General features: G+C 70.7%; 14 protein-coding genes and 1 riboswitch. Of the genes, 8 read left to right on the top strand and 6 right to left on the bottom strand.

Features of this window, described 5'->3' with window-relative positions:
- Positions 1-42: 42 nt before the first annotated feature.
- Genes P0W64_RS03265 through P0W64_RS03250 form a run of 4 tightly spaced genes read left to right on the top strand, consistent with a single transcriptional unit; the run spans position 43 to position 4,341 of the window.
- Positions 43-1,689, top strand: a complete 1,647-nt coding sequence (locus tag P0W64_RS03265; protein WP_275478628.1) for a thiamine pyrophosphate-binding protein — start codon at positions 43-45, stop codon at positions 1,687-1,689.
- Positions 1,686-2,315 carry an SRPBCC family protein gene (locus P0W64_RS03260; protein ID WP_275478627.1) on the top strand — a complete coding sequence of 210 codons (630 nt, stop codon included), beginning with the start codon at positions 1,686-1,688 and terminating at the stop codon, positions 2,313-2,315. Before P0W64_RS03265 ends, P0W64_RS03260 begins: the two co-directional genes overlap by 4 nt.
- A complete protein-coding gene (locus P0W64_RS03255) occupies positions 2,312-3,322 on the top strand; it encodes a 3-oxoacyl-[acyl-carrier-protein] synthase III C-terminal domain-containing protein (RefSeq protein ID WP_275478626.1) in 1,011 nt (336 codons plus the stop codon). Before P0W64_RS03260 ends, P0W64_RS03255 begins: the two co-directional genes overlap by 4 nt.
- Positions 3,319-4,341, top strand: coding sequence for an aminotransferase class I/II-fold pyridoxal phosphate-dependent enzyme (locus P0W64_RS03250; RefSeq protein ID WP_275478625.1), 1,023 nt, complete (start codon positions 3,319-3,321; stop codon positions 4,339-4,341). Before P0W64_RS03255 ends, P0W64_RS03250 begins: the two co-directional genes overlap by 4 nt.
- Before the next feature lie 4 nt (positions 4,342-4,345).
- On the opposite strand, the gene P0W64_RS03245 is transcribed toward P0W64_RS03250, so the two are convergent.
- The 5 genes from P0W64_RS03245 to thiO all read right to left on the bottom strand — a co-directional run bounded on the left by P0W64_RS03245 (position 4,346) and on the right by thiO (position 7,645).
- Positions 4,346-4,558, bottom strand: coding sequence for a hypothetical protein (locus tag P0W64_RS03245; RefSeq protein WP_275478624.1), 213 nt, complete (start codon positions 4,556-4,558; stop codon positions 4,346-4,348).
- Complete coding sequence (locus P0W64_RS03240) at positions 4,558-5,502, bottom strand: SPFH domain-containing protein (protein ID WP_275478623.1); 945 nt, start codon at positions 5,500-5,502, stop codon at positions 4,558-4,560. The genes P0W64_RS03245 and P0W64_RS03240 overlap by 1 nt, the downstream gene beginning before the upstream one ends.
- Positions 5,503-5,626: 124 nt before the next feature.
- Positions 5,627-6,418 carry a thiazole synthase gene (locus P0W64_RS03235; RefSeq protein WP_275478622.1) on the bottom strand — a complete coding sequence of 264 codons (792 nt, stop codon included), beginning with the start codon at positions 6,416-6,418 and terminating at the stop codon, positions 5,627-5,629.
- Positions 6,411-6,608, bottom strand: a complete 198-nt coding sequence (gene thiS, locus P0W64_RS03230) for a sulfur carrier protein ThiS (RefSeq protein WP_275478621.1) — start codon at positions 6,606-6,608, stop codon at positions 6,411-6,413. Before thiS ends, P0W64_RS03235 begins: the two co-directional genes overlap by 8 nt.
- Positions 6,599-7,645 carry a glycine oxidase ThiO gene (gene thiO / locus P0W64_RS03225; RefSeq protein ID WP_275478620.1) on the bottom strand — a complete coding sequence of 349 codons (1,047 nt, stop codon included), beginning with the start codon at positions 7,643-7,645 and terminating at the stop codon, positions 6,599-6,601. The genes thiS and thiO overlap by 10 nt, the downstream gene beginning before the upstream one ends.
- A riboswitch (TPP riboswitch) is annotated at positions 7,639-7,747 on the bottom strand. It overlaps the preceding gene by 7 nt.
- 74 nt (positions 7,748-7,821) lie before the next feature.
- Here thiO and thiE point away from each other — a divergent pair.
- Both thiE and P0W64_RS03215 read left to right on the top strand, forming a co-directional pair.
- The gene (gene thiE / locus P0W64_RS03220; RefSeq protein ID WP_275478619.1) at positions 7,822-8,508 is read left to right on the top strand and encodes a thiamine phosphate synthase; all 687 of its coding nucleotides are present in this window, start codon (positions 7,822-7,824) and stop codon (positions 8,506-8,508) included.
- Positions 8,509-8,663: 155 nt separating this feature from the next.
- Positions 8,664-9,122: an alpha-isopropylmalate synthase regulatory domain-containing protein gene (locus tag P0W64_RS03215; protein ID WP_275478618.1), complete on the top strand. Its 459-nt coding sequence runs from the start codon at positions 8,664-8,666 to the stop codon at positions 9,120-9,122.
- A gap of 5 nt (positions 9,123-9,127) precedes the next feature.
- On the opposite strand, the gene P0W64_RS03210 is transcribed toward P0W64_RS03215, so the two are convergent.
- Positions 9,128-9,580: an NUDIX domain-containing protein gene (locus P0W64_RS03210; RefSeq protein WP_275478617.1), complete on the bottom strand. Its 453-nt coding sequence runs from the start codon at positions 9,578-9,580 to the stop codon at positions 9,128-9,130.
- Between the two features lie 123 nt (positions 9,581-9,703).
- Here P0W64_RS03210 and P0W64_RS03205 point away from each other — a divergent pair, with 123 nt between their 5' ends.
- A complete protein-coding gene (locus tag P0W64_RS03205) occupies positions 9,704-11,038 on the top strand; it encodes a hypothetical protein (RefSeq protein ID WP_275478616.1) in 1,335 nt (444 codons plus the stop codon).
- Positions 11,035-12,036 (top strand): transporter substrate-binding domain-containing protein, encoded by a 1,002-nt coding sequence (locus P0W64_RS03200; protein ID WP_275478615.1) that lies wholly within the window; start codon positions 11,035-11,037, stop codon positions 12,034-12,036. Before P0W64_RS03205 ends, P0W64_RS03200 begins: the two co-directional genes overlap by 4 nt.

Below are 12,036 nucleotides of genomic sequence, written 5' to 3'. Positions count from 1 at the left end.
GATCTCAGTGAGCTTTCAGCGTCAAGGGGCCAGGCTGTGTCCATGGCCGCTCTCGTTGCAGACCGGATAGTGGATTCGTTGTACGCGTACGGTATTCACTCGGTCTTCGGCGTCCACGGCGCCAACTCCGAGGATCTGTTCGCGGCTGCACTCACATCCGCCCCGTATCGGGCCGGCGACCTGTCCGTCACTGTCGCCAAACACGAGTTCGGGGCGGGAGCGATGGCGGACGGCGCAGCGCGCATGACCGGCGCACCCGCCGCGCTCGTGACGACGTCGGGCGGCGGTGCGATGAACGCCGTTCCAGCACTGGCCGAATCGTACGAGTCGAGGGTGCCCGTGCTCGCGGTGATCGGCAGCGCGCCCCGCCCCGGCGAGGGCCGCGGCGGCTTCCAGGACATGTGCACCGCGCCGCTCACGATCGACGCGCCGGCCGTGTTCCGCGGCGTCACGGGCTTCTCTGCGCGCGTCACATCGCCCGAGATGCTCGAGCCCGCACTGGATGGTGCCCGGGCCGCCCTCGAGCGCGGCCTACCCGCCGCTCTCCTGGTCCCCAAGGACGTTCAGCAGTCGCCGGCTACATCGCCGGTCCCGACGACGCGCGGCGCCCGCCCGGATCCGGTCGTCCCACCCGAGGTCGTCGAACTCCTCGCCCGTGCCCGTCGACCGCTGCTGTTGCTCGGCGAGGCCGCGTCCCGCGCGCGGCTCGGTACCACCCTCGCACCCCTGTTGGCAGCCACCGGCGCCGTCGTCGCCACCACCCCGAACGGCCGCGACGCCTGCCCCGCGAACGCGGTGTTCGTCGGCGTGAGCGGCGTGATGGGACACCCCTCCACGGCGCGCGCAGCGGCCGAGGCCGACGCGATCGTCGTGCTGGGCGGGCGCCTGTCCGCAACCGACCGCGCGGGCCTGGACCCGTATCTGGATCGGGCAGTGCACATCGACGCGGATCCGCCGCTGCGGCCCGTCGCACTGCACGTGCAGGCCCAGGACCTGAGTGCCTGGACGACAGCGCTCGTCAAGGCGGTCGCCGAGGCGACCGCTCGCGTGTGCCGTCCCTGGACGGACGCGGCTCCCGAGCCACTGCGACCGGAGCAGCCCGCGGACATCGGGACCACATGCGCGGACGCGGTCGCGGCCGTGGCGACCGCGCTCCCGCCCGAGGCTCTCGTATTCGCGGATGCGGGAAACGCGGGAGCCGCTGCGGTGCACCGTATCCCGGTCTCCGCGGGGCACCGTTTCCTGGTGGCACTCGGCATGGGCGGCATGGGCTACGGCATCGCCGCCGCGGTCGGAGCGTCGATCGCCACCCGGCGCCGCGCGGTAGTGGTCGCCGGCGACGGCGCGTTCTATATGCACGGCATGGAGCTACACACGGCCGTCCAGTACGACGCACCCGTAACGCTCGTGGTACTCAACAACGATGCGCACGGGATGTGTGTGACCCGCGAGAACCGTTTCCAGCCCGGTGTTCCGGGCGTGAACACGTTCCGCCACACCGATATCGGCGCGGGGCTCGCGGCCATGTTCCCATCCCTGACGGTGCGCACCGCCAGCACGCCCGAGGGTGCCGCAACCGCGGCGCGCGACCTGCTCGACGGCCGGACCGGCCCCAACGTACTGGTGGTCGACACCGATCCCCGGGAGATACCACCGTTCGCTCCCCTACTGCCACAGGAGGTCTCATGAACCTGTCGGAAATCGAGGGCACGATCCGGATCGAGTCCCACCCACGTCCCGTGGCGACGCCGATCCTGCTGGACCGCATCCGATCCGTCTACCCGCACGAGCAGGTCTTCGGCGACTACTGCACCGTCCAGGGCTACGTCGACGCGCCGCCCCGCGAGCTGTACGACTGGCTGTCCGACACCCGCTCGCTCGAGGAGTGGACGTACAGCTTGCGCGGGTTCCGCCAGACGGGGGAGCCGGGCCTGTGGGTCGCGCGCGACATGCTCGGTGACGAGACCGAGATCTACACGCGCACGATCGCTAATCCAGAGGCCATGACCGTCGACTACCACTGCGCATGGGACCAGGGCAAGCACCTGTGGATGGTCTACCTGATGCGCGTGATCGACGCACAGGTAGTGCTCGACCGCCCCGGGTCGGTCGTGCTGTGGACCAACTGTCACCACCCGTTCTACGACGAGAACCCCTATCCGGAAACCGCGCCCGAGGGGCGCCCGGTGTGGGTCGGCGACTTCTGGGACATCTTCGGCGCGGGGCACCGACTCGAGCTCGACAATCTCAAGGCGATCGCCGAGTATCGGCACTCGCGCGGCCTGCCGCTCACGCCGGAATGGAGCCTGTCATGACCCTCTCGCTGTTCGACGTCGCCTCCTACCTACCCGAGAACCGCGTTCCTGCTTCGTATTTCGAACAGTACGCAGGCGAGGACGGGCTGAGCGGCAACGCCATGTTCAACGCGCCCGCGTACCGGCATCACGCCGCCGCAGGCGAGACGAACGTCGATATGATGTGCGCCGCGATCGCCGAACTCACGGCGCGGCACGGGGATTCCGTTCTCGAAGGGGTCGACCTGGTCATCTCCCACTCGCAGCTGCCCGATCTGCCGGTCGTCGGCTGCGGCGGCGACGTTGCGAAGCGCCTGGGTATCGCACCGCCGTTCGTACTGGACATCCACAATGGCGGCTGCGCAGCGCTGATCCTGATGCTGCGCATCACCGAAGGCCTGTTCGCGACCGGCGCAGCGTCGAAGGCACTGCTGCTCAACGCCACCAATGCGGCCGGCAACATCTTCACACAGACGCGGGTGCGCTCCCTCTCGCAGGCGGCGATCCCCGGCGACGGCGCTTCCGCGGTGCTCGTCTCGTCCGACGGCCCCACCGAGGTCGTCGAGGCAGCGACATACCAGCACAGCGAGTACGCGGGGGACATGACCGCATCGGTCGAGCCGCACCGGCGCTACTGGGAGCCGGGCGACGGCCAGCTGCACGTGGGATTCACCGAGTCGAAGATCGCCAAGGTCCTGGCCCGCGGCAACAGGCAGGTGCCGCAGGCGGCACTGGACGTCGCCGGGCGCCACGGCATGCGCGGCCCCGACATCGGGCACCTCGTGACCAACCAGCCCAACCGCATCTTCCTACGCAACTGGCGGGAGGCCCTGGAGTTGCCGCAGGAGCGCCACCCCGACACTTTCGACGAGTGCGGGAACCTCTTCGCCGTCGGCGTGCCGCACACCCTCGACACGGCGATCACCGAAGGCCGCATAGCCGCGGGCGACACCGTGATGCTCGCCGCGTTCGCCCACGCCGGCGACTTCTCAGCCGCAGCCCTACTACGATTCGGAGGCCGCCCGTGACGGAGCAGCTCCTACCCTCGGCAGCGCCCGCGACGCCGTCGCCCATCCGCTTGTCGCTCAACGAGTCCCCGTACGGCCCGACCCCGTCCGTGCTGCGCGCGCTACGCGCCTGGGCGATGACGGCGAACCGATACCCCGAGTTCGTGCCGGACCGGCTGCGCGGCGTCATCGCCGCGCACGTGGGCGTACCGCCGGAATGGGTCACGGTCGGGCCAGGGGCTACAGGACTGTTCGAGCGGATCCTCGCCGAGGCCGCGCACGGCGACGAGATAGTGGGCGCGACACCGACCTTCGACGGGTATCCGATGTTGGCCAACGCCGCCGGCGTGCCCTACCGGGGCGTCGCGTTGCGGCCCGACGGCACAGTCGATGTCGACGCGATCGCCGCCGCCGTCACGAGCCGCACCTACGCGGTCGTGCTGTGCTCGCCGCACAACCCGACGGGCTCCGTCGTCGACCCGGATGCGCTCATGCGCCTGCTCGACGGCGTCCCGCCGCGAGTGCGGGTGATCCTCGACGAGGCGTACCTCGAGTTCGCGGAGCACGCTCTCGGGCTCGATCCGCTGCAGACGGGGGTACTCGCCGCGACGCGTGCGAATCTCGTTGTGCTGCGGACGTTCTCGAAGGCCTTCGGACTGGCCGGTGTCCGCGCCGGCTACGCATTCGGGTCCGGCTGGGCCGCCGCGGCATTGCGTGCGGCGGAGACGCCCTTCTCGGTGGGCCCCGCGGCCGAGGCCGCGGTGCCCGCCGCCCTCGATGCACTCGCCGAGGTCCGGCGGCGCGTGCACCGCATCGTTGCGGAACGGGAGCGCCTCGCGGCCGGCCTGCGAGCCGCCGGTGCGAACCCGCTCCCCTCGATGGCCAACTTCCTGTACCTCCCGGCGCGCGAGCCCGCAGAACTGAGCGATCGGCTCGCACGCGCCGGGATCCTGGTGCGCTCGTGCGCGACCGGCGTCCGCATATCCGTCGGCACCGCGCACGACACCGACGCCGTCCTCGACGCGATGCGCCGACGCTGACGCCCTACGCCTTACGTGGGCGGCCCTGCTTGCGGATGGGCGCTGCTCCGCGCGGCGCACGCCCGGCGTCGTCGAGTGCCCGGCGCAGCAGGAGCTCGATCTGCGCATTCACACTGCGCAGGTCATCGGCCGCCCACTTCGCCAGGGCCGCATAGACTTCCGGGTCGATGCGGAGGGGCACCGACTTGCGCACCCCCGGGCGGGCCGAATCGGCCATCAGGCGTACAGACTCCCCGTGTTGACGACGGGCGTCGTACGGCTGTCGGAACACAGGACCACCAACAGGTTGGAGACCATCGACGCGCGACGCTCGTCGTCGAGGGTCACCACGCCCTCCTCCTCGAGCTTGGACAGTGCGTTCTCCACGAGTCCGACCGCGCCCTCCACGATCTTCTCGCGCGCCGCGAGCAGCGCGGAGGCCTGCTGCCGCTGGAGCATCGCCTGCGCGATCTCTGCGGCGTAGGCCAGCGACGATATACGAGTCTCGACGATCTCGATACCCGCGAGTGCGGCCCGGGCAGCGACCTGCTCGGCGAGTTCGTCCGCGACGATGTCCGTCGAGCCCCGCAGCGACGTCTGGCCGGGCTGGGCATCGTCGCCGTCGTACGGATGCGTGGTACTCACGTGCCGCAGCGCCGACTCGGCCTGGGTGGCGATGAACTCCTCGTAGTCCTCGACCGCGAAGGTGGCCTGTGCCGTGTCGGCCACCTGCCACACTATGATCGCTGCGATGTTCACCGGATTACCCACGGCGTCGTTGACTTTGAGCTCGGCGGTCTCGAAGTTCCGGACGCGCACGGAGAGCCGCTTTCGGGACGTGAACGGCGGCACCACGCCGAGGCCCGTCGCCCGAACCGTGCCCAGATAGCGGCCGAACAGCTGCACCACCAGCGTGTGCCCCGGGGCGACGACGACCAGCGTGGTCGCAAGGATCAGGCCCACGATCACCATGATCGCGGCGGGTGCCACCAGAAGCGGAGTGTCCGAGGACATTCCGCCGATGAACACGCCCACGGCTCCCACGAGAAGTACCAGTATCAGCGCGACGACCGCAATCGCGACACCCGTACCGCCGTACGGAGCCGGCCGCTCGCGAACCCCGACCCGGGTGCCCTCGCGGCCCACGGGCGTCGATTCCACAGTCACGGGATCGTCGGACATCGCGGCCTCCTAGATAGTGATATCAGTTTTTAAAGTGATATCACTATTCAGGCCCGACGACAAGGTGTCTTCACGAAACGGGTCTGCACCGGCACCATCCCGCGTATATACGGGACAGGCGGCCTCAGGCCCTGGTTCGTGACACGTCCGCCCCCACGCGGCCCTCCATCGGCGACGACGCCTGCGCCCAGCGACGCTGCGGCATGCGGCCGGCGCCGCGCGCCAGCCACCCGGCCTCGACGGCGAGGCGCATCGCGCGGGCCATCGCGGCGGGGTCCTCGGCACGGGTCACCGCCGACGCGAGCAGCACCGCATCGCAACCGAGTTCCATCGCCCGGGCGGCGTCGCTCGCGGTGCCGATCCCGGCGTCCAGGATCACGGGGACCGTTGCGCCCTCGACGATCATCTCGATATTGTGCGGGTTCAGGATGCCGAGGCCGGTCCCGATCGGCGCGCCGGCCGGCATCACGGCGGAACACCCGACGTCCTCTAGCCGGCGCGCAAGGATCGGGTCGTCGTTGGTGTACGGCAGCACGACGAACCCGTCGGCGACCAATTCTGATGCAGCCCATACCAGTTCGTTCCCATCGGGGAGCAGCGTACGGTCGTCGCCGATGACCTCGAGCTTGACCCAGTCGGTGCCCAACGCCTCGCGCGCGAGCCGGGCCGTGAGCACGGCCTCCGCGCGGGTGAGGCAACCGGCGGTGTTCGGCAGCGGCGTGATCCCCAGCTCGTGGACCAGACCGAGTACCCCGCCCCCCTCGAGCAGGCTGGTACGGCGCAGCGAGACAGTGGTCAGCTCGGTGCCGGACGCGACCAGTGCCGCCCGCAGATGCTCCAGGTTGCCGGTACCACCTGTGCCCGTGACGAGGCGCGATCCGAACTCGCGTCCCGCGATGGTCAGCCGCTCACCCACCCTGCACCGCCGTGAGCACATCCACGTCTGCGTACGGGGACAGCGGCTCGCCCCACCTCGAGCGCGGGAACACCTCACCCCCGACGGCCACCGCTATCCCCCTATCCGGCAGCCCCATCGACTCCAGCAGCCCGGACACGGTCACCCCGTTGGCCACCTGCCGGTCTTCTCCGTTCACGGTCAACTCCATGCCGTCTCCTTCGCTCCCGAGTCCGCAACCGGCGCACCGGATCCCGTCACCATCTCGCACACCCGCGCCGCCGTCACCGGCGCGAGCAGGATCCCATTGCGTCCGTGGCCGGTAGCGGCGATCACCCGCCCGCCGATCCGATCGATGACCGGCACGTTGGCGTCGGTCCCCGGCCGCAGTCCCGCGGACACCTCGGCGAGTTCGTACTCCCGTAGGAACGGCAGCACCGTGAACGCGTCCTGCAGCAGGTCGATCACCGGCCCGACCAACGGGCTGCGGTCGTGATCGTGCTCGTACTGCGTAGCGCCCACCACGACTCCGTCCGAGCGCGGGACCACGTACACCGCACGGCCGTTGATCTTCGCGCGGACGGTCACCGTCGGAGGCGGGAGGCACAGGTGTCCGGCGCGCAGGCGTACCACCTCCCCCTTCACGGGCCGCACACCCAGCTCCGGCGCCAACGCACCGGAATCCGCCCCTGCGCAGAGGATCACGTGATCACCCGGGACGTCGCGGAGCGATTCGACGCGCGAGCAGACCACCCGCACCCCGGCGGCGGCGCACGCCGCCGTCAGCGCGCGGTACACCGCGCGGTTGTCGACGGCGAGCTCGTCGGGCGCCGTCGCCGCGGCCCGCACCCGCTGCCCGGCGCCCGGCACCGCAGCCATCGCCTCGGGCACCGCCACGGACGACAGGCCGCCGGAGGCCGCGCCGACCATGGTCGCGAGCTCCTGCGCGTCGCCACCGTCGGCCGCGAGCCAGACGGTTCCGCGCGCCGTGAACAGCTCACCATCCGCGTACCCGGCAAGCTCGCCGGCGAAACCCGGCCACAGCCGCAGGGATTCGATGCCGAGGTCGAGCAGAGCCTGCTCGCCCGGCCATGCCTCGGAGTACGGTGCGAGCATCCCGCCGGCTACCCACGACGCCCCTGAGCCCGGCTCTGGATCGAAAACCGTGACGTCGCAACCGGACCGGGCGAGCGCCCATGCGACGGACAGGCCGACGGTTCCGGCGCCGACCACGCCGACGGATGCCATACGAACTCCCTTCCTGCGCCGGCATTACCCGGATCAGGTCTGACGGTCTCCGTGCGCGTGCCCGCCCGGACTCTCAGCCCCGAGGCGCCCTTACTCGGGCGGGCCGGTGGCTCCCGTGTACTACGGCCAACACCCTACTCCCCCACGGCCGTGGAGGACGGCTCTACGGTTGAGCCATGACCACCACCCCACGCGAACGGCTCGGCTCGGCAGTCCTGTACCTGTGCACCGACGCGCGGCGCGAGCGCGGCGACCTGCTCGACTTCGCCGCCGCCGCACTCGACGGCGGCGTCGACATGATCCAGCTGCGGGACAAGGGATCCGAGGGCGAACGCCGATTCGGCCCCCTGGAGGCCGCCGAGGAGGTGCGCCTCGTGAACCGGCTGCGGGAGCTCGCACATGCCCGGGGCGCGCTCATGGCCGTGAACGACCGCGCCGACATCGCCCGGGCCGCCCATGCGGACGTGCTGCACCTCGGACAGGACGACCTGCCGGTGCCGTACGCCCGGGACATCGTCGGCGCCGATGTCGTGATCGGCCGCTCGACCCACTCCACCGAGCAGGCCGTGGCAGCCGCCACGGAGCCCGGCGTGGACTACTTCTGCACGGGTCCGTGCTGGCCGACCCCGACCAAGCCGGGCCGCGATGCGCCGGGTCTCGATCTGGTGCGGGCGACGGCCGCGGCGAATCCGCAGCGTCCGTGGTTCGCGATCGGCGGCATCGATGGGGAGCGGCTACCGGACGTACAGGCGGCGGGCGCGGAGCGCATCGTCGTCGTCCGCGCGATCACCGGGGCGACCGACCCTGCGCAGGCGGCTCACGATCTGAGATCCGCCTTGCATCGGGCCGGGCCGAGGGGCTAGATTCGCCGCGATGATGCACGCGGCCCGACTTCTCGTAGTCCGCCGCAGCAGGCTCTGATACCAGACCGACCGCCTGCTGCGGAGTCACCGCCTGCCTGGTCACACGGCAGAGTCACCGTTCGGTCAGCCCCTCAGCCTAGGAACAGCGCACCGCCATGACCACGCCGACCAGCATCGACACCGACTGCCCCTTCTCGAACCGCTACCATCAGCCGCTTCCGCGGGGTCTACGCGAGGCCGCGCGCGGCATGTCGTGGGAGGACTTCCGGGACGCGTACGCCCCGCCCGCCGACCTCGCCGTCGACACCATGACCTGCCGGCATGCGCCGGACGGATCCGTGCAGCTCACCGTCGGGCTGCGCCGGGCGGGTACACGCATGCACCTGACCGCCGAGGGGGCCGGCCCCGTCGCCGCTACGACGGCACTGCTGTATCGGCTCGGCCGCCCGGTCGAGGTCCTCGAATTCCACCAGCTCGCCGTCGCGGAGGGCACCGCCACGTTCCTGCGCACAGGCGACGGCCGCACCGGACGGCAGCACTGGAACTTCGCGATCGCGCACGACCCTGACGAGAGCGCTGCTCGCGCCCTGGTCGGGGCCGCGACGCGCGACTAGCGGTATCAGAGAAGGGCGCGGAGCGACGGCCACGCGGCCGCGAAGGCCGGGTGCAGCAGCAGGTCTGGAACCTCGTCCACGGGCACCCACTCGAGCGCCGTGGACTCCGCGTTCGGCGTGAGGCGAGGGCGTTCTGCGACACGCGCGAAGACCGTCGTGTACGTCCACCCCGCGACCGAGCGGGCCGTCTCGACCTCGCGTAGGACCTCGACGTCTCCGGGTCTCAGCCCGGCCTCCTCGTACGCCTCACGGAGCGCGGCCTCGGACGCCGTCTCGTGCGAGTCCCGCGCCCCACCGGGCAGTGCCCACGTGCCGCCCTGGTGGCTCCAAGCGGCCCGATGCTGCAGGAGTATCGCGGCCGGATCGTCGGCGCGCACGAGGAGACCGGCGGCACCGAACCGGCCCCAGAAGCGGGAACCGTCCGGGTCGAAGACCCAGCCGTTCCCGTCACCGTTCATGGGCCCACCGTACCGGCCCCGGGCCGCGCCCGGCAGGCGTGTAATGCCACGCCCCCGCTCCGCGATGACAGTATCGTCATAGGTCGGGTGAGACATATACGCGATGGAAGGGATCAGGGGACGGTGACGGCCGAGACGTCGAGGTACCGTCAGCTGTACCCGTTCCGGCGCACTCTCCAGGAGTCATCGGTCCTCGCCGAGTTGCGCGAGTTCTTGACCTCGAGCCCCGGGAAGCTCGTGTCGTCGGCGCTCGTGCTGTGCCTCATGTGCCTGTTCGCGGGATGGTTCACGGCCAACGGTCAGCTCGAGCGCACCGGGGTCCTCCGGTCGAACCTCTCGGACTTCGAGCCTCGCGCCAACGCGTCCCAGGTGTTGTACAGCTCGCTGTCGACGGCGAACGCTTCCGCCAACGCCTCGTTCATCTCGACCGGGAAGACGAACGACGAGCTGCGCGCCGACTACCTCGCCGCCATCGCAACCGCGGGCCGGGCCGTGGTCACGTCCGCAACGAGCCTTCCCGCGGACGAACGCAGCGCGCACGCCAGCCTCAACACCATCGCCACGTATCTGCCCGTCTACACCGGCCTCGTCGAGACCGCGCGCAGCAACAACCGCCAGGACGACTCCGTGGGTGCCGCTTACCTGGCATCCGCGTCGACCCTCATGCAGCAGCAGCTCCTGCCCGCAGCCGAGAGCTTCTATCACCAGGAGAACGAGTCGCTCCGCACCTCGCACGACAGGTTCGCCGACCCACCGTGGGCGGTGTACGGCGCCCTGCTGATCACCGCGCTGTGCATCCTGGTAGCGCAGCGGCACCTCGCGCGCCGGACGCGGCGCAACCTCAATCTGGGCCTGCTGGTCGCCGCCGCGGCGACGACGGTGGCCCTCCTCTGGGTGGTCATCGCAGGCCTGACGTCGGTCTCGTTCTCGGCGCGGGCCGAGTCCAAGGGCGCAGATGCCATCGACTCCCTCACCCTCGCGCGCACACTCACACAGAAGGCGCGCTCGACGGAGACGATGGCACTGGTCCAGCGCAGCGCCGGCGCCGCCGCGCCCAGCGCATCGTTCGAGCAGTCCCTCGACGCGGCCCGGGCCAGCCTCGCGAAGGTGGGCAGGTCGGACCCGGCGGTCACCGTCGACGTCGACGCCGCCCGCGCGGCCGCCGGCCGCTGGGCCGCCGCGCATCGCACGATCACGGAACGCGAGACGCTCGGGGACTACGGCGGCGCCACCGCGCTGGCCATCGGCGACGGACCCGACTCGGCCGCCCTCGCCTACCAGTCCCTCGACGACCACCTCACGCACGCTATCGAGCGCGCGCGGACCCTGTACCGGGACAACGTCAACACGGCGCGCGCGGCCATCGCGTTCTCGGGCCCCAGCGCGTTCACACTGTGCGGCGCGGCGATCATCGGCATAGCGCTCGGCTACTACCCACGCATCCGGGAGTACCGGTGAGTGCCCGGGACGGGGCGGGCGCCCGGCGGTGGGCCGCCGCAGCGATCGCGGTCGGGCTCGTATGCACCCTGTCGGGTTGCGTCGTGCCCGCCGGTGAGCCACCGTCGGACGTGGTCACCTCGTTCGCGCCGCCCCCGCCCGGCAACGCGTCGACGGTGCCCGCCAACGCACCCGTGCCGGCCGAAGTCACCATGTGCCCTGCCACGCCGCTGCCCAGCCCGCTGCCCGAGCCCGGAATGATGCCGCCGAACACCACCATGGCGAAGATCGCGCAACGCGGCCGCCTGATCGTAGGCGTCGACATCGGGGCCAACCTGCTCTCGTTCCGGGATCCGCTGACGGGGACCATCGACGGTTTCGACGTCGCGGTCGCGCGGCAGATCGCCGCGGCGATCTTCGGGGATTCAAGCCGGATCCAGTTCCAGATCCTGAGCAGTGCGGACCGGCTCACCGCACTGCAACAGGGCTCGGTCGACGTCGTGGTGAAGACCATGTCGGCGACGTGCGAGCGCGCGAAGCAGGTATCGTTCTCGGCTACGTACTTCCTTGCACAGCAACGGATCCTGACCCCACGATCGGCACCTGTGGCGAGCGTGGGCGAACTGTCTGGGCGGCGCGTGTGCGAGGTGCGGGGCACCACGTCGGTGGACCGCGTGCGGCGGGCGGTGCCGAGCGCGCAGGTAATCGAGGTGGACTCGTGGGCCGACTGTCTGGTCATGCTGCAGCAGGGGATGGCCGACGCGACCTCCACCGACGACGCCATCCTCGCCGGATTGGCCACGCAAGACCCGAACCTCACGATCACGGGGCCCGACCTCGGTCAGGATCCGTACGCGGTCGGCGTGGCCAGGCAGAACGTCGACCTGGTGCGGTTCGTCAACGCCGTGATCTTCCGCATGACGCAGGACGGCACCTGGATGCGCCTCTACAACCAGTGGTTCGGCTCGACTCTGGGGCCGGTGTGGTCCCCGCCCGCAACGACCTGGTCGGGAGGGTGA

This window comes from Tsukamurella sp. 8F, assembly GCF_029167375.1.
Classification (GTDB): domain Bacteria; phylum Actinomycetota; class Actinomycetes; order Mycobacteriales; family Mycobacteriaceae; genus Tsukamurella.
The sequence above is the reverse complement of the archived record's forward strand: the minus strand, read 5'-3'. Positions and strand labels throughout refer to the sequence as shown.